The organism is Neptuniibacter sp. 1_MG-2023, assembly GCF_030547185.1.
In the GTDB taxonomy this organism is placed as follows: Bacteria; Pseudomonadota; Gammaproteobacteria; order Pseudomonadales; family Balneatricaceae; genus Neptuniibacter.
In genome coordinates this window covers 232,355-256,922 of the sequence record NZ_JAUOQR010000001.1, presented here as the reverse complement: position 1 = coordinate 256,922, position 24,568 = coordinate 232,355, and the positions used below count along the sequence as shown (strand labels likewise).

Genomic DNA, 24,568 nt, shown 5'->3' with positions numbered 1-24,568 from the left:
ATTCCGGCGTTTATTCTCAGCGTGGGGGCTGAGTGTTTATAGTTGTTCGATGAATTCTAAACTATGTTCAGTAACTTCATCCATATAAAGGTCGCGAAAGAAGTGATCAGCTCCCTCAATTTGAATGCTTTGTACCGCATCGTTGTTTAAAGTTTCCAATTTTTCAAATAGATCGGCAACGATAGTATCTTCACTGCCACTGAAGACTAGTGTTGGCAGTGTCGTTTTAGATAATAGCGTGGGAGTATCAAGGCGTGGGTTAGCTTGATAGTAGTTTACAAAGCTTGAAGCGGCTACTTGCGTATCTTCACAGTAGATAAAATCTGTATTGGTAAGCATGTTATCTGGGGCTAATTGACTAGCTTTTTCTAGCTGATCTGGCAGTGAGTGTTGGTAGCGTTTGTTGTAACTCGCTGCTTCATATTGTTCCGACCAAGTTTGCGGAGCAATTAAAATTTGTCCTTTTATAACAGGGTCTGAGTGTGTATCCGCATACCAAGCTGTTTGATTCCCTCCCCGGGAGTGGGCGGCTAATATTATCGATTGGCTACCTTGTGTTTTAAGCCAGTCCACCCAAGCAGCTATTTCAGGAATTGCATCGGTATGTTTATGGGTGTGAGGAGTTTTACAGTCGTACATACCATGCCGATTATCCAGGCCTAAACTTAAATTGATAGCTAGGCTACTCATGCCTTCATCAGCCAGTAGCTCTTGCCATGTGGCAATGATCTCCATGCCATTGTGGGCGAGTGTGCCGTGGGTGATGAGAAGTATATTGTTAAAACCGTTCTCTTCTGTCAGGTGCAGGTTGGCATTTAAGTCGAGATGCTTATATTTTAGTGTGATCTCTTCTGCATATAGGTTACTGGAGTTAAGAAGGCTGCTAGCAAGGAATAGGGCGATAATAATACGGAGCATAGAAATACCTAAACGGCTTGTTCGTCAATTAAGTTATAATGATATTCTTAAAAGAAATATGCAAGCCGTTTCAGTATTCTATTAGAGGTCACTTGTAGTGTTTAAAGGCCTTCGTAGGCTAGAAGCGTATGTACTGGGACACCTGCATCTTGGATTTTGCTGGAACCTTGAAGATCAGGTAGGTCAATGAGTGCAGCGGCTTCTGATACTGATGCTCCCAATTTTTTGATAATGCTGCAGGCCGCAAGTATTGTTCCGCCTGTAGCGATTAAATCGTCAAAAACTAAAACTTTGTCTCCAGAAGTAACTGCATCAACCTGCATTTCAACGGTCGCTGTGCCATATTCCAGCTTATATTCTTGTTCGATTGTTTGGCCTGGAAGCTTCCCTTTTTTACGGACGAGAACTAAGGGAATATTTAGATGGTAGGAGATAATAGAGCCGATCAAAAAGCCTCTGGCATCAATGCAGGCGATATGAGTAATATCACTATCAACATAACGCTGAATAAAAGCGTCAGAGATCATGCGCAATGCTTTCGGGTCTTTAAATAGGGGGGTTATGTCACGGAACTGTACGCCAGGTTCAGGCCAGTCAGGGATGGTTCGAATAACTGACTTCACATAACATTCGTCGTATGACATTAAAAACTCCTTGGAAACTGCTTGTTGATTTGGCTCAATGCATTTTAGGGGAGATAAAGGTCTAATGAACCCGTTGGGTTACACATTGAGATGGCTACTTTTTGTGCGACTGACGAGCACCGGTAGTCAATATGCCGGTGCTCTTTTATTTTATCGATCTTTAGCAGTGGCCGTTTTTACCACATTGAGCACTTACTGGTTCAGTCGCATCACTTTCTATAATCTCTCCAGATAATCTGTAGAGTTGCTCTATATCTTCTATATGAACCTCTTTACCTTCAACGCGCAGTAAATTAGCTTTTTGGAAACGTGTGAAAATACGGCTGACAGTTTCTACGGCTAAGCCTAAGTAATTACCAATCTCATTACGTGACATGGATAGACGGAAGCTTGTTTCAGAATAACCTCTTGCTTTAAAGCGTTGCGATATTTTCACCAAGAATGTTGCTACACGCTCTTCTGCATTTTTCTTTGATAAAAGAAGCATCATCTGTTGCTCTTCGCGAATCTCTTTACTCATAGTGCGTAAAAGCTGGCGGCGTAGTTCCGGAAGCTGCCCCGACAGATCGTCGAGACGTTCAAATGGAATTTCACAAACGGTTGTAGTTTCTAGTACTTTTGCTGAGACAGGGTATTCGTTGCAATCAAATCCGCTCATGCCAACAAGTTCACCTGGAAAATAGAATCCAGTGATCTGTTCTTCACCTTCATTTGTGATGGTGTAGGTTTTAACGGTCCCTGCTCGAATCGCATACACGTCAGTGAACTCGGAACCTTGGTTAAATAGGTGCTCCCCTTTTTTTAATGGTCGGCTTTTATCGATAATCCTATCTAACCGTTCCATCTCTGTCATATTAAGCGAAACTGGGAGACATAATGAGCTAAGACTACAAGTGTTACAGCTAACCTGCTGCAAACTGCGCAGCTTCCCTTCGTTTGTCTTGTTATCACTCATAATACATTCCTGTTGTCGTTATAATCGAGTGGCTACATTTTGATTATGTAATATTTCTGTAAATACGGAAAGTTAAATAATCCGTGAGAATCGCTGTGAGCTAAGGTCTTTTGGTATATAAGCATCAAAAGCCATGCATATTCTGCGAATTAGTAACCGACCGGCGGGTGATACGGTAATGCGTTTTGTGTCCATTTGAATAAGACCATCGGTGGTAAAAGCGCTTAGCTCTTGCTGGGCATCGGCAAAGTACTGATCGAATTGGATACCGAAGCGCTGCTCTATTGGTGCTTTTTCTAATTCGAAATGGCAAATAAGGTGAGTGATGACATGGCGCCGGATAATGTCATCTTGGGTTAAGCTTACGCCGCGTTTAATTGCATGTTTTTCGCTTTCTACTGCATCTGTATAAGCTTGCATCTCATGCTGGTTTTGATAGTACACAGAACCAATTTGACTAATGGCAGATACCCCCATGGCAACTAAGTCACATTCAGAATGTGTTGTGTAGCCTTGGAAGTTTCTGTGTAGTTTTCCCGTGTTTTGCGCAATAGCTAATTCATCATCAGGTTTAGCAAAGTGGTCCATGCCTATATAGACATAACCGGCATTGAGTAGTTTACTGATAGTTGATTCTAGAATAGCAAGTTTCGTCTCTGGGCTAGGTAGTGTTGATTCATCGATGTGACGCTGTGGCCTAAAACGATCTGGCAGGTGAGCATAATTAAATACAGAGAGTCTATCTGGGTTCATCTCAATAACGGTATCTAATGTCTCGTTAAAGCCATCAAATGTTTGATAGGGCAAGCCATAAATAAGATCAAGGTTAAGTGAGCGGAAGCCTTGGCGGCGAGCTTCTTCTAAAATGGCAGAAGTTTGTTCAACCGATTGCACACGGTTAACAGCTTCTTGCACTTTAGGGTCTATATCTTGTAAACCTAAGCTAATGCGATTAAAACCGATCTCTCTTAATACTTGGATTGTTTCTTCAGTGGCTTCTCTTGGATCTATCTCAATAGAGTAATCGCCGGAGTCATCATCTAGTAGATTAAAATTAGCCCGCATCTGCTGCATTAACTCTCTCATCTGCTCATGGCTAATGAAAGTAGGCGTACCGCCGCCCCAGTGAAGCTGAGTGACCTGACGGTCATTACTATACCATTTGGAAAGCTGAGCCATCTCTTTATACAGGGTATCCAAATAGGGCTGTGCTTTCTTACGATTTCGTGTAATGACCTTATTGCAGGCACAGTAGTAGCAGACGTGTGCGCAAAATGGGATGTGCACATAAAGAGAGAGTGGCGCATTTAAGTCGGCAGAGTTCTGTCCTGTTGTCACTAAATCCGAGGAAGATAGTTCAGGATCGAACTGAACGGCTGTTGGGTAAGATGTATAGCGTGGACCTGAAAGGTCGTATCGCTTGATTAGATCTAAGTCCCATTTTATCAGGTTGCTATCCACGAATTTTTCCCTCGTTATCTCAACTGCTGCCATCACTGACAGTAAATAATCTATTAGTAACTAAGCTTGGTTTAACTCTATGGCTAATTCAGTATGCCTTGCCAAGGGATTGTGTAGAGTCCCATCAGTATAATCAGGCTACCAGAGAGGTGTTTTGTTAGTTTTCGTTGTAAAACTGTTTTTACCTGTTGTGCTAAAACGCCAGTTAAAAGCATAGTGGGCAGCGTGCCTAATCCAAAAGCGATCATTAATTGTGCGCTTAAGGTCCAGTCCGCAGCGGCGGATGCCCATATGAGTGTGCTATAAACGAGACCGCAAGGTAGCCAGCCCCAAAGTACGCCGAGCATGAGTGCTTGGCGTAATGTTTTAACCGGTAAAAAGTGGCGTGCAAAAGGGCTGATTTTTTTCCAGAGATAGGAGCCTAGATGCTCAACCTTGGTCAGACCTTGCCACCATTGTGCTATATAAAGTCCCATGCTGACTAACATTAAACCTGCAAATATTCGTAATGCGAGTTGTATGCTTGGGTTTTCAATTAACCAACTTACACTGCCGAGTAATGCCCCCGCTATAGCGTAGCTGGTAATTCGCCCGCTGTTGTAACCCAGTAATAAGCCAAAGCCTTTCATACCATTTGGGCTGCTAAGGGAAACTGTTGTCGCAATACCACCGCACATACCAAGGCAATGTGTACCGCCGAGTAAACCTAGCAAAAATGCGGTTGGTAGTGAGAGTGCTTCAGTCATCCTTATCCTTAGGAGAAGGTTTTTTTACTTTGGCGTCATCGGGAATCAGTGCTTCGTCATCGTCATATAAAATGCTATGAGCGGGGCTGTCCAAATCATCATACTGACCATTATTAACGCTCCAAAAGAAAGCCCAAACGGCACAGCTCGCTAAGATGATAGCGATTGGAATAAGGAGAAAAATAATGTCCATGGGAATCAATAACCCTTAATTTTTAAAGGAGTAATTCTACCTGATTTTGTTGTTAGGGGTTAGTCTTCAACGTTTCAGATTGATGTTTGATTGGGCCTAATTTTCTTTTCTTTAAGCGGTTCAAACGCATTGCATTACTGACAACAACAAGCGAGCTTGCAGACATTCCTAGTGCCGCCATATAAGGAGCAATAAAGCCAAAAGCTGCAAGAGGAAGCGCCATAAGGTTATAGAAAAGAGACCAAAATAAATTTTGTTTGATGATTCGCTTAGTTTTTCGAGCGAGTAAAATACCGTCCACTAAGCGTAGTAGGTCGTGACTGATTAACACTCCGTCAGCATTAGTTTTTGCTAAGTCTGTTGCGCCGCCCATAGCAATCGATGTTTGGGCGCCAGCCAGTACAGGAATGTCATTTATTCCATCGCCTACCATGACGACCTGTGCGCCATTTTCTTGAAGGTTTTTCACATGACTTAGCTTTTGCTCAGGAGAGACGCCTGATACTGTGTTATTAATACCTAAGAAAGTGGCTACTTCCTCAACCGCAGATGAATTATCGCCTGTTAGCATTTCACAGGTTAATCCCAGTTGCTGTAGATGTTTGATGGTCTGTTGGGCTTCTCTGCGAACTTGGTCGTTGAGCCTAAACCAAGCTAAAGCTGAATTTTCATTGCAAAGGAGTAGCCATTGACCACTGGTTTCTGGCAAAGGGGGTTGAGGTTGTGAACAAATCTGGGATGAAAAGTCTGGTTTTCCTATACGGTAGCGCAGATTACCTATAGACCCTTCGAGTCCTTGACCTACTTCATTATGGATATTGGAAGCGTTCAGTTCGGCTGATTTCTCATGAAACGCTTTGGCTATAGGGTGTTCACTATGTTTTTCAATCGCCGCTGCAATTTTAGTACATTCGCTTTCACTGAGATCTGTTAAGGGTACGATTTGCTGTAGGCTCAGATTGCCTTGAGTCAATGTGCCGGTTTTATCAAAAACAATATGGGTGGCAGTGGCTAGGCTTTCTAATACATGGCCGCGGGTAATCAATAACCCATTTTGTCTTAAGGTACCGGTTGCTGCAGTCAGTGCTGTCGGAGTTGCTAGAGAGAGTGCGCATGGGCAGGTGACAACGAGAACTGAGAGTGTAATCCAAAAGGCTTGAGAGGGTTCAACTAGCCACCAACTGAAGCCAACAATAATCGCTGTTAGTAGAACCGCAGTGACAAAATAGCTAGCGACTTTGTCGGCGACTTTAGCTACATGAGGTTTTTCCTCTTGCGCCCGTTCGAGCAAACGAACAATGGCAGATAACTGGGTCTCGTTACCTGTTTGAATGATCTTGATGGTAATTGGGTTTTCTACGTTAATTGTGCCGCCAACAACCTTATCATCGATTTGCTTGCGTATAGGTAGGTATTCACCGGTTAATGCGGATTCATCAACTGAGCTGTTACCCGCGGTGATAATACCGTCAGCTGGGATCGTATGGCCTGGCCGTATAATGACATAATCGCCTACCGTTAAGTCTTTGACGGGAATTAGTTGCTCATCATTGCCGACGATCTTTAATGCACTTGCAGGTAGTAAATTAAGTAAAGAGTTCCCCGCACGGCCTGTGCGGTGACGGGCTTTCATCTCAAGGAAGCGACCAATTAAAAGAAAGAAAGTAAACATGGTCACTGAATCAAAATAGACTTCGCCGCTATTTGTGATTGTTGCCCAAACGCTGGCGAGATAGGCACCACCTATAGCTAGTGATACAGGAACATCCATAGTGAGATGTTTGGTTTTGAGGTCTCGCCAAGCCGCCAGAAAGAAGGGGCGTGCGGCATAAAAAATAACGGGGGAAGCAATAACTAGGCTTGCCCAACGCATGAATGTGACGTATCTATTTTCAATGCCCTGAATGTCACCGCCATAAAGAGCAACCGCGATCATCATTGTTTGCATCATCCCTATACCGGCAATACCTAGTCGGCGGGTTGCTCGCTTCTGTTCTTGTTCTAAAAGCTGCTCTTCTTTATCAGGGTGATAGGGGTGGGCTTGATAACCTATACGGTATATTTCAGAAAGCAGGGTGCTTAATGGGGTAACTGTTTTATCCCAAGTGATACGCGCACGGTGGTTAGTTAAGTTAACGTGTGCTTTCTCAACGCCAGGAACCCCTTGAATATGATGTTCCAAGAGCCAAACACAGGCTGCACAAGTGATGCCTTCAATAACGAGGGAGGCTTCGGATAAGTTGTCTTTAGTAATGACAAAGTCTTTCTGGATATTAGGTTCGTTATAGAGAGTTAGTTCTTGAAGAAGTTGTTCAGGTAACTCTTTGCTTCTAATTTCAGGTGAACCTGCTGATTCGGTACGATGCTTATAATAGGTATCTAGCCCACTATTAACGATGGTTTCTGCTACAGCTAAACAACCGGGACAGCACATGTCACGCGGTTCATCATTGATAATGGTTGTGAAATTGCTACCAGGTGGAATAGGGAGTCCACAGTGGTAGCAATTTTTTGATGAGTGGTTGTCCGTCATTAGTTGTGCGCTGGTTCTAACTCAATACTATTTTGATCATAAGGCGGATGGATCTCCGCACGTAAGTTCCAGCTAGCAGAATCATCTTCTAAGATAAGGTAACGTTTACCTTTAAGGGATGTTTGCAGGCTACCGGTATATGAATTGGTGCTTGGAACCTGTTTTAGCATGATGTTTTGATCGTACTGTTGATGCGTTGGATGCACGATACTTAGTGTTAAATGCTTAGGCTTTTCGGTCTGGTTTGATCTGAAATGTACCATTAGATCGCCTGTTGCATTATCAAGTTCAAGAGTGCCTGAGACGCCTAAAGCTTTAGCTGCTTCTGAATGGGATTTGTCAACAAAGTGGCCCCGTGCAACTTTGTACATATCATCTTTAACTATACCGTCGTGGGTAATGATAGATAGGTAAAGGAAAGAGGTGCCATAAATAACGACGGCAATGATTGGCGCTAAAATAAACCAGAGCCAAGGCTGTCTGTACCAAGGAGCAATCGGTGTGTTGTCTTCTGAATTCATTGTTATATACCCCAAAAAAAAGCTGCAAGTTAAATGCGTGTACGGTTACACATTTAACGGGCAGCTATTCTAACCTATTTACCAACAAGGTGGTGCATAAATGCACCACCTTATGTTGATATTCATCAGCAACTTAGCGTTTCGGCGCTGGGCCAATAAAGCGGTTTTCCTCTTTTATAGAAATTGAAGGGTTATCTAATGCTTCAACCTCAAAAAGAATATTGTTATTGGCTTTGCTTAAGTATTTAGCTGGAATAGCAATACGTATAGGCAGATCCAATAGTTCACCGGACTTAATCATTACAATCTCATCGCCCATATATTTCATGCCTTCAAGTCCTGAAACTTTAATGCTGAATTCATGATCAATCTGCTCTTTGTTTGCGAGCTTGAGAGTGTAAGTATTTTCAATCATGCCATTAGAGGTTTCAGCGAATAGCTTGCCTCGGTCACGCAAAATATCTACTTCAAGTGGGATACGGCTATATAGTGTATATCCGAATGCGATAAACATCGCGCAGAGAACTGCAAAGTAGCCTATTAAACGTGGACGTAAAATATGAGTTTTATTCCCGGCTAACTGGTGTTCTGTTGTGTATTTAACGAGGCCTTTTTCATAGCCTACTCGTTCCATAATATCGTCACAAGCATCGACACATGCACCACAGGCGACACACTCATATTGAAGACCATCGCGTATATCGATTCCGACAGGGCATACGTGAACGCAGTGGTTACAATCAATACAATCACCTAAGCCTTCGGCTTTATAGTCACTCCCTTTTTTACGTTTACCTCGGCTTTCACCGCGCTCTTCATCATATGAAATGATAAGGGTGTCTTGGTCAAACATGACGGATTGGAAACGTGCATAGGGGCACATATAGATACAAACTTGCTCTCTTAGCCAGCCTGCGTTTCCGTATGTGGCAACCGCGATAAAACCAATCCACCACATCTCCCAAGGGCCTAGTTGGAATGAGAGAACGCCATCGATGAGTTCTCTTATCGGGGTGAAATAGCCAACAAAGGCAATCGCTGAGGCAATAGAGAAAAGGATCCAAAGTATATGCTTAGCGCTTTTTCGCATGAGCTTTTCTGTGCTCATACCTTCGGTTTTATCCATGCGCATGCGTTTGTTACGGTCACCTTCAGTCATGCTTTCGATCCAGATATAGATCCAAGTCCACACAAATTGTGGGCAAGCATAGCCGCACCATAAACGTCCAGCGAATACAGTGAAGAAGAAGAGGGCGAAAGCAAGAATAATAAGTAACCAAGATAACAACATGAAATCTTGTGGCCAGAACGTCATGCCAAATACATGAAATTGGCGGTTGGGTAGGTCAAATAAGACAGCTTGACGGCCATCCCATGTAATCCAAGAAAAACCGAAGAACATTAGAAGCATAATGAAGCTTGATGCTTGACGGAATTTTTTGAAAATGCCTGTATAATCTTTAACGTAAATGTGCTCACGTTTTGCGTACAGATCAAAATTCTCCTCAGAATTTTTCTTTTTCTTTGGAGTGACGTCTTGAACTGGGATCTGATTCATATCGTTGCTCACATACTCACCAGTGATAATTGAAAATCAACTTTGCTAATACCTGCTCAATGCATTAGCAAAGCTGAATATTTTAAACGATCTACAAAAAAAGGCGATATGATCCATATCATATCGCCTTTTATTTTCAATTTCTGCACTTACTTATTTGACAAGCTATATACGTAAGCGGTGATCAAATTGATTTTGTCTTCGCTTAATAGGTCTTTATGAGCAGGCATTACACCAGCACGACCGTTACGAATTGTATGAGCAATGTTCTCAAAAGAGCCGCCATATAACCATGTGTTATCAGTTAGGTTTGGTGCTCCTAAGATAGGCAGGCCTTTAGCGTCAGCGCCGTGACAAGCAGTACAAAGTGCCTGGAATTGGCCTTTGCCGCGTTCAGCTGCTTCACTATCAGACTCTGCTCCGCTTAGTGATAGAACGTAGTGCGCAACATCACGTACACCTTCTTCACCAAGAACTGCGCCCCAAGGTGGCATACCACCTACGCGACCATTAGTGATGGTGGTTTTGATCGTTTTTGGATCGCCGCCGTATAACCAATCATTATCAGTCAGGTTAGGGAAGCCGTGTGCGCCTGTCGCTGCTGAACCGTGACACAGTGAGCAGTTGTTAGCGAACATGCGTTGACCCATTTTAAGGCCACCTGCATTTTCAGGCTTTAGAAGTTCTTCAGTAGGCAGAGAAGCGTATTTTGCAAATACAGGCTTATATACTTCTTCTGCATGTTGAATTTCTTCTTCCCATTGGTTGTGAGATGTCCATCCAAGCAAGCCTTGGTAATTACCTAGACCTGGGTATAGAACAAGATAACACAGACCAAAAACGACAGTTCCAATAAACATCTGGAACCACCATTTAGGGAGTGGATTATCATACTCAGCTATGCCATCAAATTCGTGGCCTAGCGTTTCTTCAGTAGTCTCTTGGTGCGGTTGGCTCTTGCGAGTAGCAAGAAGCAGCCAAGTACAGCCAAGAATTACTGCTAGGGTAATTACCGTTACCCACGCGCTCCAGAAAGCACTCATTTTTGATCTCCCCCGTTATTGGACTCATCACCCAGTATTGGCTCGTCAGGTTCCTGAAGAGGCATATTCGCTGCATCGTCATATTTTTCTTTGTTTTTAGGGTTAAGTACCCAAGCAAACAACGCTAAGAATGTGATTAGCATGACAACCGGAATGTATGGACCATAAACTTCGTAATTCACGCGTTATTACCGCTTGTTGTTGTATTCAGAATGCAATTTGCCCAAGGACTGCAAGTAGGCAACAAGAGCATCAATCTCATGTTTGCCTTGCACTGCATCCTGCGCACCAGCGATCTGTTCATCAGTGAATGGAACGCCAACACTGCGCTGTGCTTCAAGCTTCTTGGCTGTATCTTTGCCAGTTAGCTTGTTTTCAAACAACCAAGGGTATGCCGGCATTTTAGATTCAGGAACAACGTCACGAGGGTTATACAAGTGAGCGCGATGCCAATCATCAGAGTAACGGCCGCCTACGCGAGCTAAATCAGGACCAGTACGCTTAGAACCCCATAAGAATGGATGTTCCCATACTTGCTCATTAGCGGTTGAGAAGTGACCGTAACGTTCCGTTTCTGCACGGAAAGGACGAATCATTTGGCTGTGACAAACATTACAACCCTCACGGATGTAGATGTCACGGCCTTCAAACTCAAGTGCTGAGTAGGTACGTAGACCTTCGATAGGTTTAGTCGTAGAAGACTGGAAGAACAGAGGTACGATCTCAGCCAAACCACCGCCACTGATGACGATGATAATCAGCAGGATCATGATGCCGATGTTCTTTTCAATCGTTTCGTGTTTGATCATTTCTATATGCTCCCTTGACCTTAAGCTGCTTGTGCAGAAGCATTAGCTTCTGGTGCAGTGCTGTTTTTACGAACAGTCTGCCAAGTGTTGAAAGCCATCAGAACCATACCCGTTAGGAAGAACATGCCGCCCAACCAACGAACGAAGTAACCAGGATGAGACGCTTCAAGTGCTTCAACGAAGCTGTATGTCAACGTACCGTCTTCATTCACTGCACGCCACATTAGGCCCTGAAGGATACCGTTAACCCACATCGCGCAGATGTATAGCACTGTACCAACGGTAGCAAGCCAGAAATGCGTGTTAATAAGGCTAACACTGTACATCTGAGCTTTGCCGAATAGGCGAGGGAGCATATGGTATACAGCACCGATAGAGATCATTGCTACCCAGCCAAGTGCACCTGCGTGTACATGGCCAATAGTCCAGTCAGTGTAGTGAGACAGTGCGTTTACTGTCTTGATGGACATCATTGGGCCTTCGAACGTAGACATACCGTAGAAGGATAGGGATACAACAAGGAAGCGAAGAACAGGGTCTGTGCGAAGCTTATGCCAAGCGCCAGACAAGGTCATCATACCGTTGATCATACCACCCCATGATGGAGCAAGTAGAATCAAAGACATAACCATTGCTACAGACTGAGTCCAGTCAGGAAGCGCTGTGTAGTGAAGGTGATGACCACCTGCCCACATGTATGTCGCAATTAACGCCCAGAAGTGAACGATAGATAGGCGGTAAGAGTAAATTGGACGTTCAGCTTGTTTTGGTACGAAGTAGTACATCATACCTAGGAAGCCAGCTGTCAAAAAGAAGCCTACAGCATTGTGGCCGTACCACCACTGAACCATCGCATCTACAGTACCAGGGTAAATAGAGTATGACTTCCACATTGTTACGGGAATCGCCATGCTATTTACAATATGCAGTACTGCAACTGTAATGATAAAGGCCATGTAGAACCAGTTGCCTACATAGATGTGAGATGTTTTACGCATCTTCACAGTGCCAAGGAAAACTACCGCATAAGCAACCCAAACTACTGTAATCAGTAGATCGATTGGCCATTCTAGTTCGGCATACTCTTTAGAAGAGGTCAAACCTAGTGGCAATGTGATAGCAGCTGCAAGAATTACAACCTGCCAGCCCCAGAAGGTAAACGCTGCAAGACCATCAGAGATCAGGCGACGCTGGCTGGTACGCTGTACAACGTAGTAAGAAGTTGCAAACAGGGCGCAGCCGCCGAATGCAAAAATAACTGCGTTAGTATGCAGTGGACGCAGACGACCATAGGTCAACCATGCGGTATCAAAGTTTAGTGCAGGCCAAACCAATTGTGCAGCGATTAGGACACCGACGGTCATGCCGACGATACCCCAGATTACTGTCATTATGGCGAACTGGCGCACCACTTTATAATTGTAGGTGGGGTGTTCAGTTGCTGTGCTCATGTCAGACTCTCATCAACAAGCTAGATTATGGAAATTTGAGTTTCGCTGCCAATTATCTGGGAATAAGCCCGTATTATCAATGTATTTAGGAGATTAACTGGGGCATATTGTCGCAGGAGTTGAATGTCGACCTAGGTATAGTATCTTTACTTCTTACGTCTCGGTTTTGCTTGTAACTTATTGAATTTAAAGGATTGTATTCTTTTCTGTATCTGCTGTTTTTTCGAAGTTAAGATCTATTTAGTGGCTTTTTTTGACCTATATCTATGTTTTTTGAAAAAGAACGGGGTTCTTTTCAGGGCTTTGTTTGACATAAATCAATTTCGATTTGTGCAATAATCAGTTGCTTTTATGTGGATAGGGCGCGGTTAGTGTTAATAAATGGAAAGCCTGTGAATGGGCGGATTATTCTTGCGCATGGCGCGGGAGCCGGTATGAATAGTGAGTTTATGCAAACAATAGCTGAGAAATTAGCCAGGCAAGACTTCGAAGTAATCCGTTTTGAATTTCCTTATATGCAGCTTATATCTGAAACAGGCAAACGTCGTCCTCCTGATCGAATGCCTAAACTTCTCGCTGCTTTTGACGAGGTGATAGCTCAATTTGATGATGGTGTGCCGTTATATTTGGCAGGGAAGTCGATGGGGGGACGTGTGGCTTCGATGTTGTTTGAGCGCTCTCCGGCGATTGGGTGTTTTGTTTTTGGTTATCCGTTCCACCCAGCAGCTAAACCTGACAGGCTTCGTATTGAACATTTGTTAGAGATTGAGAAGCCTATGCATATATTTCAAGGCACAAGAGATCGAATGGGTTCACTTTCTGATGTAACGCAGTACAATCTGCCACAATCGGTGTCATTGCATTGGTTAAACGATGGTGATCATGATCTAAAGCCTAGAAAAGTATCAGGTTTTTCGCGTGAGGATCATTTAAATCATATTGTTAGTTTTATTAAGGATTGGGTGCGTTGAACCTTATTAATCGTTTGCTTTTACAGTGTCGTTCCGGTTTTGAGAAAGAGGCTGCGGCGGAAATTACTGATCGGTGTGGGTCTGTAGGTATATATGGTTACTGCACGCTTAATGAGAACGACGGCTATCTCTTTTTTCATATTCAGCAAGAAGGGCATGCAGAAAAAGCGATACGAGAGCTCGGTTTCCACGAATTTATCTTTATTCGTCAATGGATGGCCTGTGGTGACTGTCAAAGTTTAGAGCGAGAGGATCGTGTTACTCAAATTGAAACCTTAATTGAAGGTTTTCCCTCCTGTTCTGATCTTTGGGTTGAATATCCAGATACGACCGATGGGCGGGAGTTGGCGACATTTTCGCGTAAATTCGGCTCAGCATTGGCACAAAAGTTACGTAAATCTACTTTTTTGAAAAAGGAGAAACCTAATAAAGCTCTCCGTTTGATGCTGTTTGTGTTGACGGGCAGTGATATTTATATAGGTTATTCTGCTGTGGCTAATTCTGCGCCTTGGCCGTTAGGGATTCCTCGGTTGAAGTTCCCTAAAAATGCACCTAGTCGTTCAACGTTAAAATTAGAAGAGGCATGGCATTGGTTTATCCCTAAAAATGAGTGGGATGAACGATTAGCACATGGTTCTCGTGCGGTTGATCTTGGCGCTGCGCCGGGTGGTTGGACTTGGCAGCTTGTGCAGCGGAGTATGTTTGTGGCCGCTGTTGATAATGGGCCTATGCAGCCTGATTTAATGGAGACTGGGCAGGTTAACCATGTCCAAGAAGACGCATATAAATTTATTCCAGATCAACCTGTTAATTTAATGGTTTGTGATGTGGTTGATAAACCGATTAAGACAGCGGATATGGCTGCTGATTGGGTGATCAATGGATGGTGTTCTGAAGCTATATTTAATCTTAAGTTGCCAATGAAACAGCGTTACCAAGAGGTTACTGCATGTTTTAATTTGATCGCCGAGCGGTTTATGAATGCAGGGCTTGGTTATGAATTGAGCGCTAAGCACCTTTATCATGATAGGGAAGAGATTACTTGCCTCTTGCGTATTCGTTAAATCGAACACGCAAGGACAAGTCTGTTTATATTAATGTTCATATACGGTGATTTTTTCTTCGCTTTCTAGCATTGGGTTAATCATTGCCATCATTTCTAAACGCTCTTCTGAACTCGCCCAGCGTTGCCAGTCTTGCAGTGTTCTATAGGTTGCAATAACGAGCCGATGCTTATGATTGGTAACATTTTGTAATGCTTCTCCAGAGATAAAGCCGTGTGCTTGCATGGCTCGTTGTAAGGTTTCCCGTGCAGCTTTGTCATAATGTATGACTAATTCATCTGCTATGTGACGTTCGATCATAACTCTGATCATAGCGCTCTCCCCATCTGAAATAACATATCTGTCTTATAGAATGGTTTATTTATGGCTTAAAAGCGATTTTAGTTAAGTAATTCGAGTTAAATTGCTTTTTCTGTCATAGGTAATTTGAGACAATATACGACTTTGTGCAAGAGACAAAAGATGACTGATATCAAAGCAGATCATATTCTAGACGCACAGGGTTTATATTGTCCTGAGCCGGTTATGATGTTACATAACCATGTCAGGGATATGGGAGTAGGGGAGATACTGCATATTATTGCAACGGATCCTTCTACTCAGCGCGATATCCCCAAATTTTGTAATTTTTTGGGTCATGAGTTGGTGGGAGAGTATGTAGAGCAGGAACTTTTTGGGTATTATATCCGTAAAGGTGAACGCTGATATCCATCAGATTTTTTTGAAACCAAGCAATTAATTTATCAACTGGAACAATTGCTTGAATCTGCTGAAAAGCAGCAGAACAACCATATAAAGTAATATGTTCCAGTCCGAGGCTTACAAGGTGAATGACGTAGTAAACAAAGCGCCAAAGGCGAAATCCAAAAACCGTGCTGCTAATATGGCTGCCCTGCAGCAGTTGATGGAAGCGTATCCTAAAACCTTTGATCGTAAGAATGTCAGACCTCTTAAAATCGGTATTCAGGAAGATTTGGTTGCTGATGAGAAGGTTGCAAAAAACAAGATTAAAAGAGCTTTAGCGAGCTATGTTCGTGCCCTAAATTATTATCGTTCTTTGCGTGAAGGCGCTGAACGTATTGATATTAATGGTGAAGCGGCGGGTGTTGTTACTAAAGAAGAGTCTGAACACGCTAAACAGAAGTTGAAAGAGATTAATAAAGCCCGTCAAGAAAAGCGTCAGGAACAAGAGCGGGAAGAGCGTTTGAGTATGAAATTAGAGATGTTAGTTAATCGTAGCTAAATCTCTTTCAGACATAAAAAAACGACGGCATGCCGTCGTTTTTTTATGTCTGAACCTAACTGAATCTAGCTTAGTTCTTTCGGTGAACCATGTAGATAGCCTTGGCTACCATCAATCTCAAGCTGAGTTAATAACTGTAGCTGGCTTTCGCGTTCTACATGCTCAGCGTAGGCTTGAATATCTAAACTATGGGCCACGCTGATTAAACTGCTAACAAAAAAGCGATCTTCTGCATTTTTGTCTATTTCCCTAATGAGGGAACCGTCAATTTTCACGTAATCTGGTTGTACAGAGTACAAATAGGAGAAACCATTGGGGTGAACACCAAAATGATCAACACCGAAGCCAATATCAAGCTCTTTTAATGCTTTTCTAAAGGCTGTTATCGCATCGGTATTATTTAAAACAGCAGTTTCATCTACTTCAAATAGCAGTTTGCCTGCAAGGGATTTTCCCTTTAGCTGTTTGGATAGCCAATCAATCAATGAATCACTTTGTATAGCTTCATGGCTTAAGTTTATGGTTAACGGGCAAGCTGCGCTCTCAATTTTTTGTAAGGCTAGCTCGATAACTGCACGATCCATTTCAGTCATAAGGCCAAGCTCTTTTACCAAGTTGATAAACTCGCCTGCCGATGTGGCTTTGTTATCGCGGTCTAAAATACGAGTGAAAATTTCATCTTGGATCGGCATTGAGTTGGGACTTTTGCTATAGACGCTTTGTGCTTGTAAAAATATTTTACGCTGATTGATAGCATTAGCGACATGCTGTTTCCAATCAGAAGGTTGGGTATTGGTTGCGTTCGCTTCGCTATTATATTGCTTCCACAATACACTTTCTTTGGTCGCTTCCTCGCTGGCGATTTTAGCATCGGATAGGAGTTGGCTACTATGACTTATATCGCTGCATTCACAGCTACCCACACTAATAATAGGGTGGGAGATCTCTGTATTCATAAGCTGGCTTAATAGCTTACGGCTTTCTAAGTCCACTTTGTCTAATTTAAGTTTTAATTGATCAAAGTTTGTATGGCTGGTTAATAAAACGAAGTCAGCACCGGTAATCCTTCCGAGGATAGACTGGTCTGCCTGTCGAGATACCTCTTCCAGCAGTGTTGCTAAGTGCTTGAGAAGATTGTTGGTTTTGTCCATGCCTATCTGTTGGTTGATCTTTTGTAGGTTGATCAAGTGGATATTAAACAGGGTGCCTTTACCAAAATCTTTACGGTAATCAATTCGTTCTGCTAGTTGAGTAATTGTTGCCCTTTGGTTAGATAGGCCCGTTAGGTTATCTTGATAAGCGTTACGGCGAAGCTCTTCAATATTTCGAGCTTGCTCTTCAAACATACTTTTTACGCGTCTAATCATGCGATTCATCGCTTCGACAACTTGGCGCAATTCTCGAGTGCTTGGTAGTTTTTCTTGTTCTATATAGCGTTTTTCTGAAAGCGCTATAGCTTGCTGTTCGACACTGTTTAGTGGTCTTAATAAATATCGAATTAGGCTGCTAATAGCTAATAGGCAGATGATGGAAAGAGATACAAACAAAATTATACTATCTTGAGCTCCCTTCCATAACTTATCGTAAGCATAGTCTGCACTACTTCGTACATAAATTTTACCCACCTGTTGCCATTGATAAGTGACTTCTCGATACATAGAGGGGGGGGTAATAACGACTAAATTCTGGAACCACTGGGGAATATCATCGCTAATCGTTGATGGCACACTTTTCTCAAATAAGATGCCTTGTTCAGCATTAGTTACAATGATTTGTTGGTAGAAACCGCTGTCAAAAATAGCGTTAACTGCGGTTTCCACAGTTGCGCTATCGTTCTCTGCCATATAAGGACCGAGGTAGAGGCCTAAGTGTGTTGCGGAGTCCTGCGCGTGAGATTCCAATTGGTCTTGTAGTATTGACCGCGAACTTTCTGACATAATATACAAAGTGCCAGAAACCAAGCCGATAAGAATGGCAAATATCGCAGCTATCAGTTGGTTTACTAGTGACATAGTATTGCTCCTCGTCATTAAACCTAGCGCAGGTTAATGTCTTTGTTTTCAATTCTTGATTGCAACTTAACCCAGGGTTTTAAACGATCTGATGTGCCGACTAATGTCGTTCTACGGCCCATTTTAGATATCCAAAGTTTATCACCATTGAAGCTCTGTATACGTGCAGCAAATCAGGGCGTTTTGACGCGGGTAAGATTGTGCCATTGATATTGTCGAGTATTAATGGGATAGCGCTCTGATTGGGGTAATAGGTTAAGACCATATGTGCTTGGTTATACTCTAATGCTTTTACATAGGCTAAATTCATTTTTTCTACAGGTACACCCAGTTCTTTTAGGGTGTAATATTTAGCAATACTGAAATCTTCGCAATCACCGCCATTTGTTATGAGAAACTCGACGGGGGTTGCCCAGTAATCTTTTTTCTTCCAGTGTTTTATGTCATCCAGAAAGCGCACTTGGTTAAAAAAATCGTTTACCTGTTCTAGCTTATCCTGCTCGCTTTCATTGGCCAGTGTCGTAAGCATCTCCTGCCAAATTTCTAATCGACGCTGTGCTTTTGCACCGTACTGCTTACCCAGCTTTTCTATATCTGCTTGGCTAAGGCGAATGCTTTCATCTGCACCCACTTGAATGAAAATCAGGCAAGAGAGTGCGAGCATAAATGCCAGTAGAGATAGATGGCATCGGCTGCTAAAACTGCGCTTGTCTATAGAGCGAACTGAATTCAATGTTGAGTCCATAACCTAATGGTCAATCACTATGTGTAGGCATCATGCCACATTGTTTGAGCAGTTTCTGCCAGCTCTGCGTATGTTTATCTCGTGCAAAAATATATTGTGCCCATAAACTATCCGGTTGCGAGTTAGATAGTATTAAACGTCGATAAATTTCTAGTTGCTTAGAGGGTTTCAAATTGTAGCTATTAAAGGAATCAATTAATTGATTGTTGGCTGATCTCCATTCTATCGCATATTTGTGAACCATAGCTAAATAGGGCTGAACCTCACCAATATAATATTTATAAAAAACGTTTTGTATGATTTTAGCTCTTGTGGAGGGAGTATTGTTAAAACACAGCTGTTTTTTTTGTAATCCATGCTCAATCGTTTGCGATGCATTCATTAAATGGGCAGTCAGCAATTGAAGCGAACTTAGAATTTTAGGGCCTGAGCGGTTGTTATATAAAATTTTATAATTAGATTCTAAGTTATTGAGTGCTTGAGGGATTTCCCATTGGGCACCTAGGCGCGGGGATTTAATAATATCGGTTAAGGTTTTAATCGCATTGATGCTGTTCTGCGTACTACCATCATCCAGTAAAGGTAATAGGTTTTTAGCACGTGAGAAGTTTAGCTCTATCTCTTTTGCGGTGAATATACCGTTCCATAGTTCTGAAGGTAGGTTTTCCTTTTTTATCTGATAAATAGTATCAACTTGGGCCAACAGTTTTGGGTCCACTTGAGAATCAGTGCTTAATTTTCTCTTACACTTCTCTAATGCATGAAAAAATATTAACTCATAATGCATTTTTTGTGAGGGTGCATAAACCTTACCTAAGGAGCTATTTCGTTCTGCAATTAAAGGTAATAACTTACATTCTTTTAAGTTCATAACGTCGAGTAGGCCCTCTCTGATCTCTGTCGTGGGGCGGATTAGGTGGCGACGAAGGGGGAACTGGTGACGAGAGGGGATATCTTCTACATATAGTTGATCAACCTTGAGTACATTGCTGATTCTGTATTGGTAGTTATTTAGCATCTCTTCAGGTGTATCTCGCTCACAGCCTGTAAGGGTTAGGGCTAGTAAGGTTCCCCATAAAAGGTGATAACTATATTGAAAGAGATGCATGTAAGGTCTGTTTGCTTTTCCATTTTAAACGAGAGAGTAACAGTATAGCGCTAATTGTTAGGCCGATTAAAAGACCAATCCAAAAACCACTAGGGCCCATCTGCGTAACAACAAGATCTGTTTTGCCTAAAACATAGCCTGTTGGTAAGCCTACAAGCCAGCATGAAATAAAGACAAGCATAAGAGGGAATTGTGTATCTTTGTAGCCCCTTAGAGCGCCAGAACAGGTGATTTGTACAGCATCTGATAGTTGGAATACTGCAGCTATTGTTAATAGGGTGGTCGCAATCTTAATGATTTCTACATCTGTGGTGTATAAGGTGGCTATTTGTTGGGCAAAAAAAGCGATAAGCCCAGAGCTGATTAAAGCAATAGATAAGGTGATGATTAAACCTGCTTTTGCACTATGAATCGCCCCTGCTGCATTTTTTGCTCCCAATTGATGACCAACTCGAATTGTCAGCGCAAAAGAGATGCTCAGTGGAATCATAAAGACGAGTCCCGTGAAGGTTATAGTGATTTGGTGAGAGGCAATAATTATTTCACCAAGATCAGCTATTAAGAGGGCGATAACCGAAAACATACTAACTTCGATTAATAAGGCAAACCCTATAGGTAAGCCTAAAGCTACATAGCGTTTAAAAGCATCGACTTCGGGGAGCTTCCAGCCATTTAGTGGAGATAGCTTTTTAAATGTACTGGCATTGGTCAGGTAGATAATGGAGACAATTAACATTAGCCACATCACGATTGCGCTAGCCCAGCCGCAACCAACTCCGCCTAGTTGAGGGAAGCCTAATTTTCCATAAATTAGCAGGTAATTAAGGGGGATATTACACAGAAGACCAAAGACCGCAATTTTCATAGCAGGTTGGGTTTTGCCAAAGCCTTCGATATAGCTGCGAATCAGTTGGTATAGGAGTAAAGCGGGTATGCCCCATGAGATTGCAGCAAGATACTCCATGGTTAATGTTGCTAAATGGGGTTCTACATCCATAAAAGCTAAAATAGGAGCGCAGTTATGTAGAAAAAACATAGCGCAAAGGCTTAGTAGAATCACAATAAGTGATCCTTGGTGAAGGGTTTCATTTGCTTGGTGAGGTTTCTCTTCACCAACAAAGTGGGCAACCATAGGTGTAGTTGCCATTAAGATCCCTTGGCAAGCAATAAATATAGGTAGCCAGATACTCGACCCTAAAGATACAGCGGCAAGGTCGGTGGAACTAAAACGACCGGCCATAAGGGTATCAACAAACCCCATTGAGGTTTGCGCTATTTGTGCGATTGCAATGGGGAAACCGAGATTAAGTAATAACTTGATTTCAGAAAGGTATTTCAGCGCTCTGCTCCAGTAAAATAATGGGCTAGTTTTATATAGTAAAGAAGCTATCAGTTTACCTTAGCGGGTATTTTCTTCTAAAAGTTCGAGTATTTGTAACGCTTCAGTTGCTGATTGGCCACAAAAATCTTGTTCAGCTTTAAAGTCTGCGCATGCTTTCGGTCGATCGGGATGATGGAAGATAGCACAGCGTAAAGTTTCTGTAAGATGCTGGCATCTGACACCGGCAGGTTTTTGGAGACTGCTGATACTTGGAGCTATACAGCATGCTCCGCACTTTTCTCTGCACTGCATAGTGTAATGTGCTTCATATAAAGTAAGAGGTGGGTATTGTACGTTGGCAACCAATAAAGAAAAAGGCCGATATACCTATCGGCCTTTTTAAAGTTTGAGCTAGCTTTTAGTTTCAGTCGCGAGCGGGTTGATGAACTGATGTCACCTATGGGCTAGCCTTTTTCAGGATCTAGTTTTAGGGTGGATAGTGTATATTCGCGGATTGATTTTAGGCGTTCAGGGTCTTGAGTAAGGTCATGGCCATAGGAGGGAATCATCTCCTTAATTTTTGCCTGCCACTCAGGTGACGCCAGTTGATCTTTAAAGCAGATTTCTACAATACTAAGCATCGCACTAACGGATGTTGATGCTCCAGGTGACGCGCCAAGTAACGCAGCTAAAGTACCATCAGCAGCGGTAATAACTTCAGTTCCGAATTCTAATTTCCCTTTACCGTTCTCATCTTTTTTGATGATCTGTACACGTTGGCCGGCGTGAGAGATCTCCCAATCGTTTTCTTTAGCTTCAGGGATAAAGTTGCTCAATGACATAACACGTGAACCATGTGTCTGCATCACTTCACTAATTAGGTATCGTGTTAGATCCATATTAGTAGCACCAACATAGAGCATTGGTTTGAGGTTATTGAGCTTCATGCTGCCAATTAAATCGAAAATAGACCCATTTTTAAGGAACTTAGTTGTGAACCCCGCAAAAGGCCCAAACAGCAGTGATTTCTTGCCATCAATTATTCGAGTATCAAGGTGAGGAACAGACATAGGTGGAGCGCCAATAGGGGCTGCTCCATATACTTTAGCGGCGTGCTGTTCGATGATCTCTTCATTTTTACAGACGAGCCATTGGCCACTTACAGGGAAACCACCATACCCATCAGCTTCAGGAATCGCTGTTTTCTGTAAGAGGGGGAGTGCTCCACCGCCCGCGCCTAAAAATACAAAGCGGCTATCAATAACATCAAACTCGTTAGTTGCGTTATTTTTGATAGTGACAGACCAGCTAGTATCTTTATTTTGATAGAAATCTTTAACATCATGGTTAAGAAGAAGCTCAAAATCACTTTGATCTTGAAGGTTTTTAACCATGTGACGGGCCAGTGCGCCAAAGTTTACATCAGAGCCATAACGTACCCGAGTCGCCGCTATTTTTTCGTTGCTCTTTCTGCCTTCCATGACCAGTGGCATCCATTCTTTCAGAACTTCAGGATCTTCACTGTACTCCATTACGTTAAATTGATGATGTGAGCTTAGGGCTTCGTAGCGCTTACGTAAAAACTCTACGTTTTTATCGCCCCAGACGAAACTTTGATGGGGGACTGGATTAATAAACTGTGAAGGCTCGGGTAGTGCATTTTGCTGGACTAGATAGGACCAGAACTGCAAACTCACTTCAAACGAGGCATTAATAGCAAAGGCTTTGTCACAATTAATGCTGCCATCATCCATTTCCGGCGTATAGTTCAATTCACAATAAGCGGCATGTCCTGTTCCCGCGTTATTCATGCAATCTGTGCTTTCGACAGCAATTTGATCGAGTCGTTCGATCATGGCTATTTTTAGGGATGGGTCCAGCTGCTTGAGCATAACACCAAGTGCCGTACTCATCGCTCCCGCGCCGACTAGCAATACGTCTACTGATTTTGTGGTCATAGGAACTTCGCCATTTTAATAATAATAATGGTTTGTGAAGTGACACAGGTAAGGAGGCTTGTGGCCGCAACGTAATTATTAATTATGCTGAAATAGCTTATTACGTGATTACCTGAGACTTCAGAGCCCGCAAACAATGGGATGATTATATTACAAATTATATTGTTGCAGTGCAGTTGGCGCGAATTATACGGGTTTTGTTCTGAATGTCTTGGTTTGAAAGTCTAAAGACGTTAGCCATTTGGATAATAATAGTCCTAAAGTATTATGTTTTTAGGGCGAGTTGAGTTGTTTTTTTAATATTGCTGACTTACATCAATACTTACTATTCTGTTTAGTTATAAGCGCGGGTTTTTTTGATATTAGTTTTTAGATATTTACATAGTGGATAGTCTGGACTAGGCTGCAAGCCTTATACAACATACATCTGCTTGGAGTTGTTAGTGGAAGATATTCTTGAGTTGTTACAGGAACGTAACCAAAAAGTTCCGGTGCCATTAGATCTACCGGATTATGATGATCTGGTTGAGATAGAAGAAGCGATTCTGATCTCTTTACCAGATGAGTATAAACAGTTCATGCTTGAGGCAAGTAATATTGTCTGTGGTTCTATTGAGCCAGCGACATGTGCAGATCCTCAATCTCATACCTTTCTTCCCGATATGGCAGCAAGAGCCTGGGATCTAGGCATGCCACGTGAATATATCCCTATTTGTGAACATGAAAATGGATTTTATTGTATCGCTGATACTGGACAGATCTTTCTATGGTTGTATGACGAGGGTATCGAGGATGAGTGGGGGTCAATATGGGATTGGGCTAAAGATGTTTGGTTGGAGAGTTAACCTATGAATGCTCAATTATTTAAACAGGTAGAGCAGCTGGCTGAAGCGTTAATGTCCGCAGCAGATCGAGATGATGAAGCTGTCTTTTATCAACTTTATGATCAGTTGAAGTCGTTATGTGAGCAGCACGTTGGTAAGAAAAGCGATCATCCGCTTTTCTTCGAGACCTTGGCTGATTTTACTGACGATAATGTGACAGCTGTGGATTATTATCAGCGCGCATTTTTAATTGCTGATTCGCTTAAGGAAAATGAGTATAAGGCTTCCATACAGTTCTCTCTTGCCCAGCGATTGATTGAATTAGATCAAATAGGTGAGGCTAAAGCGGCATTGGTTAAAGCGGAGAAGTTTGCCAGCTTTACTGTAGATGATGTGTTAAAAAAAGAAATTGCTGAATTGCATCAAACCGTGATTTAACCGCTAAAATTTTAGCCTAAATAAAAAAGGAGCCAATAGGCTCCTTTTTTAT

At 42.5% G+C, this 24,568-nt stretch carries 25 protein-coding genes; 6 read left to right on the top strand and 19 right to left on the bottom strand.

Annotated elements, in window-relative coordinates; all coding sequences use genetic code 11:
• Positions 1-36: 36 nt before the first annotated feature.
• The 13 genes from Q4492_RS01190 to ccoN all read right to left on the bottom strand — a co-directional run bounded on the left by Q4492_RS01190 (position 37) and on the right by ccoN (position 12,832).
• Positions 37-918 carry an alpha/beta hydrolase gene (locus Q4492_RS01190; RefSeq protein WP_303415427.1) on the bottom strand — a complete coding sequence of 294 codons (882 nt, stop codon included), beginning with the start codon at positions 916-918 and terminating at the stop codon, positions 37-39.
• A 101-nt stretch (positions 919-1,019) separates the two neighbouring features.
• Positions 1,020-1,562 carry an adenine phosphoribosyltransferase gene (locus tag Q4492_RS01185; RefSeq protein ID WP_067863821.1) on the bottom strand — a complete coding sequence of 181 codons (543 nt, stop codon included), beginning with the start codon at positions 1,560-1,562 and terminating at the stop codon, positions 1,020-1,022.
• A 160-nt stretch (positions 1,563-1,722) separates the two neighbouring features.
• The gene (gene fnr, locus Q4492_RS01180) at positions 1,723-2,517 is read right to left on the bottom strand and encodes a fumarate/nitrate reduction transcriptional regulator Fnr (protein WP_303415414.1); all 795 of its coding nucleotides are present in this window, start codon (positions 2,515-2,517) and stop codon (positions 1,723-1,725) included.
• A gap of 72 nt (positions 2,518-2,589) precedes the next feature.
• On the bottom strand, positions 2,590-3,978 hold the full coding sequence (gene hemN, locus Q4492_RS01175; RefSeq protein ID WP_303415412.1) for an oxygen-independent coproporphyrinogen III oxidase: 1,389 nt from the start codon (positions 3,976-3,978) through the stop codon (positions 2,590-2,592).
• A gap of 83 nt (positions 3,979-4,061) precedes the next feature.
• On the bottom strand, positions 4,062-4,724 hold the full coding sequence (locus Q4492_RS01170; RefSeq protein WP_303415410.1) for a sulfite exporter TauE/SafE family protein: 663 nt from the start codon (positions 4,722-4,724) through the stop codon (positions 4,062-4,064).
• The gene (gene ccoS / locus Q4492_RS01165) at positions 4,717-4,917 is read right to left on the bottom strand and encodes a cbb3-type cytochrome oxidase assembly protein CcoS (RefSeq protein ID WP_067863833.1); all 201 of its coding nucleotides are present in this window, start codon (positions 4,915-4,917) and stop codon (positions 4,717-4,719) included. The genes Q4492_RS01170 and ccoS overlap by 8 nt, the downstream gene beginning before the upstream one ends.
• 52 nt (positions 4,918-4,969) lie before the next feature.
• On the bottom strand, positions 4,970-7,450 hold the full coding sequence (locus Q4492_RS01160) for a heavy metal translocating P-type ATPase (protein WP_303415408.1): 2,481 nt from the start codon (positions 7,448-7,450) through the stop codon (positions 4,970-4,972).
• A complete protein-coding gene (locus Q4492_RS01155; RefSeq protein ID WP_067863839.1) occupies positions 7,450-7,971 on the bottom strand; it encodes a FixH family protein in 522 nt (173 codons plus the stop codon). The genes Q4492_RS01160 and Q4492_RS01155 overlap by 1 nt, the downstream gene beginning before the upstream one ends.
• A 133-nt stretch (positions 7,972-8,104) precedes the next feature.
• Positions 8,105-9,529 carry a cytochrome c oxidase accessory protein CcoG gene (gene ccoG / locus Q4492_RS01150; RefSeq protein WP_303415406.1) on the bottom strand — a complete coding sequence of 475 codons (1,425 nt, stop codon included), beginning with the start codon at positions 9,527-9,529 and terminating at the stop codon, positions 8,105-8,107.
• Positions 9,530-9,678: 149 nt separating this feature from the next.
• On the bottom strand, positions 9,679-10,572 hold the full coding sequence (gene ccoP, locus Q4492_RS01145; protein ID WP_303415405.1) for a cytochrome-c oxidase, cbb3-type subunit III: 894 nt from the start codon (positions 10,570-10,572) through the stop codon (positions 9,679-9,681).
• Positions 10,569-10,754, bottom strand: a complete 186-nt coding sequence (locus Q4492_RS01140) for a cbb3-type cytochrome c oxidase subunit 3 (RefSeq protein WP_067863848.1) — start codon at positions 10,752-10,754, stop codon at positions 10,569-10,571. The genes ccoP and Q4492_RS01140 overlap by 4 nt, the downstream gene beginning before the upstream one ends.
• A gap of 6 nt (positions 10,755-10,760) precedes the next feature.
• Positions 10,761-11,378 (bottom strand): cytochrome-c oxidase, cbb3-type subunit II, encoded by a 618-nt coding sequence (ccoO, locus tag Q4492_RS01135; RefSeq protein ID WP_303415723.1) that lies wholly within the window; start codon positions 11,376-11,378, stop codon positions 10,761-10,763.
• 23 nt (positions 11,379-11,401) lie between these two features.
• The gene (gene ccoN, locus Q4492_RS01130; RefSeq protein WP_303415403.1) at positions 11,402-12,832 is read right to left on the bottom strand and encodes a cytochrome-c oxidase, cbb3-type subunit I; all 1,431 of its coding nucleotides are present in this window, start codon (positions 12,830-12,832) and stop codon (positions 11,402-11,404) included.
• Positions 12,833-13,203: 371 nt separating this feature from the next.
• Here ccoN and Q4492_RS01125 point away from each other — a divergent pair, with 371 nt between their 5' ends.
• Together Q4492_RS01125 and rlmM are read left to right on the top strand one after the other, a co-directional pair.
• Positions 13,204-13,803 (top strand): alpha/beta fold hydrolase, encoded by a 600-nt coding sequence (locus Q4492_RS01125; protein WP_368389425.1) that lies wholly within the window; start codon positions 13,204-13,206, stop codon positions 13,801-13,803.
• Positions 13,800-14,867 (top strand): 23S rRNA (cytidine(2498)-2'-O)-methyltransferase RlmM, encoded by a 1,068-nt coding sequence (gene rlmM / locus Q4492_RS01120; RefSeq protein WP_303415402.1) that lies wholly within the window; start codon positions 13,800-13,802, stop codon positions 14,865-14,867. Before Q4492_RS01125 ends, rlmM begins: the two co-directional genes overlap by 4 nt.
• 30 nt (positions 14,868-14,897) lie before the next feature.
• Here rlmM and Q4492_RS01115 read toward each other — a convergent pair whose 3' ends face one another.
• Positions 14,898-15,179, bottom strand: coding sequence for an antibiotic biosynthesis monooxygenase (locus tag Q4492_RS01115; RefSeq protein ID WP_303415401.1), 282 nt, complete (start codon positions 15,177-15,179; stop codon positions 14,898-14,900).
• A 150-nt stretch (positions 15,180-15,329) separates the two neighbouring features.
• Between Q4492_RS01115 and tusA the strand changes: the two genes are divergently transcribed.
• A complete protein-coding gene (gene tusA / locus Q4492_RS01110) occupies positions 15,330-15,572 on the top strand; it encodes a sulfurtransferase TusA (protein ID WP_303415400.1) in 243 nt (80 codons plus the stop codon).
• Positions 15,573-15,693: 121 nt separating this feature from the next.
• Positions 15,694-16,110, top strand: a complete 417-nt coding sequence (locus Q4492_RS01105; protein WP_303415398.1) for a ProQ/FinO family protein — start codon at positions 15,694-15,696, stop codon at positions 16,108-16,110.
• A 65-nt stretch (positions 16,111-16,175) separates the two neighbouring features.
• Here the strand turns inward: Q4492_RS01105 and Q4492_RS01100 are convergent, their stop codons facing one another.
• The 5 genes from Q4492_RS01100 to mqo all read right to left on the bottom strand — a co-directional run bounded on the left by Q4492_RS01100 (position 16,176) and on the right by mqo (position 23,254).
• Positions 16,176-18,122: an EAL domain-containing protein gene (locus Q4492_RS01100; RefSeq protein ID WP_303415397.1), complete on the bottom strand. Its 1,947-nt coding sequence runs from the start codon at positions 18,120-18,122 to the stop codon at positions 16,176-16,178.
• A gap of 100 nt (positions 18,123-18,222) precedes the next feature.
• Positions 18,223-18,855, bottom strand: a complete 633-nt coding sequence (locus tag Q4492_RS01095; RefSeq protein WP_303415395.1) for a transglutaminase-like cysteine peptidase — start codon at positions 18,853-18,855, stop codon at positions 18,223-18,225.
• Between the two features lie 22 nt (positions 18,856-18,877).
• Positions 18,878-19,975 (bottom strand): DUF3080 family protein, encoded by a 1,098-nt coding sequence (locus Q4492_RS01090; protein WP_303415393.1) that lies wholly within the window; start codon positions 19,973-19,975, stop codon positions 18,878-18,880.
• Positions 19,956-21,260, bottom strand: coding sequence for an MATE family efflux transporter (locus Q4492_RS01085; RefSeq protein WP_303415721.1), 1,305 nt, complete (start codon positions 21,258-21,260; stop codon positions 19,956-19,958). The genes Q4492_RS01090 and Q4492_RS01085 overlap by 20 nt, the downstream gene beginning before the upstream one ends.
• Before the next feature lie 500 nt (positions 21,261-21,760).
• On the bottom strand, positions 21,761-23,254 hold the full coding sequence (gene mqo, locus Q4492_RS01075; RefSeq protein WP_303415390.1) for a malate dehydrogenase (quinone): 1,494 nt from the start codon (positions 23,252-23,254) through the stop codon (positions 21,761-21,763).
• Positions 23,255-23,697: 443 nt separating this feature from the next.
• Here mqo and Q4492_RS01070 point away from each other — a divergent pair, with 443 nt between their 5' ends.
• Both Q4492_RS01070 and Q4492_RS01065 read left to right on the top strand, forming a co-directional pair.
• Positions 23,698-24,099, top strand: a complete 402-nt coding sequence (locus Q4492_RS01070) for an SMI1/KNR4 family protein (RefSeq protein WP_303415388.1) — start codon at positions 23,698-23,700, stop codon at positions 24,097-24,099.
• A 3-nt stretch (positions 24,100-24,102) separates the two neighbouring features.
• Positions 24,103-24,516: a tetratricopeptide repeat protein gene (locus Q4492_RS01065; protein ID WP_303415386.1), complete on the top strand. Its 414-nt coding sequence runs from the start codon at positions 24,103-24,105 to the stop codon at positions 24,514-24,516.
• Positions 24,517-24,568: the final 52 nt, after the last annotated feature.

Coding starts and splice junctions, on each gene's coding strand:
- Q4492_RS01190 (WP_303415427.1), bottom strand. CDS start 918: ATGCTCCGTATTATTATCGCCCTATTCCTTGCTAGCAGCCTTCTTAAC.
- Q4492_RS01185 (WP_067863821.1), bottom strand. CDS start 1,562: ATGTCATACGACGAATGTTATGTGAAGTCAGTTATTCGAACCATCCCT.
- fnr (WP_303415414.1), bottom strand. CDS start 2,517: ATGAGTGATAACAAGACAAACGAAGGGAAGCTGCGCAGTTTGCAGCAG.
- Q4492_RS01170 (WP_303415410.1), bottom strand. CDS start 4,724: ATGACTGAAGCACTCTCACTACCAACCGCATTTTTGCTAGGTTTACTC.
- ccoS (WP_067863833.1), bottom strand. CDS start 4,917: ATGGACATTATTTTTCTCCTTATTCCAATCGCTATCATCTTAGCGAGC.
- Q4492_RS01160 (WP_303415408.1), bottom strand. CDS start 7,450: ATGACGGACAACCACTCATCAAAAAATTGCTACCACTGTGGACTCCCT.
- Q4492_RS01155 (WP_067863839.1), bottom strand. CDS start 7,971: ATGAATTCAGAAGACAACACACCGATTGCTCCTTGGTACAGACAGCCT.
- ccoG (WP_303415406.1), bottom strand. CDS start 9,529: ATGAATCAGATCCCAGTTCAAGACGTCACTCCAAAGAAAAAGAAAAAT.
- ccoP (WP_303415405.1), bottom strand. CDS start 10,572: ATGAGTGCTTTCTGGAGCGCGTGGGTAACGGTAATTACCCTAGCAGTA.
- ccoN (WP_303415403.1), bottom strand. CDS start 12,832: ATGAGCACAGCAACTGAACACCCCACCTACAATTATAAAGTGGTGCGC.
- Q4492_RS01115 (WP_303415401.1), bottom strand. CDS start 15,179: ATGATCAGAGTTATGATCGAACGTCACATAGCAGATGAATTAGTCATA.
- tusA (WP_303415400.1), top strand. CDS start 15,330: ATGACTGATATCAAAGCAGATCATATTCTAGACGCACAGGGTTTATAT.
- Q4492_RS01100 (WP_303415397.1), bottom strand. CDS start 18,122: ATGTCACTAGTAAACCAACTGATAGCTGCGATATTTGCCATTCTTATC.
- Q4492_RS01090 (WP_303415393.1), bottom strand. CDS start 19,975: ATGCATCTCTTTCAATATAGTTATCACCTTTTATGGGGAACCTTACTA.
- mqo (WP_303415390.1), bottom strand. CDS start 23,254: ATGACCACAAAATCAGTAGACGTATTGCTAGTCGGCGCGGGAGCGATG.
- Q4492_RS01065 (WP_303415386.1), top strand. CDS start 24,103: ATGAATGCTCAATTATTTAAACAGGTAGAGCAGCTGGCTGAAGCGTTA.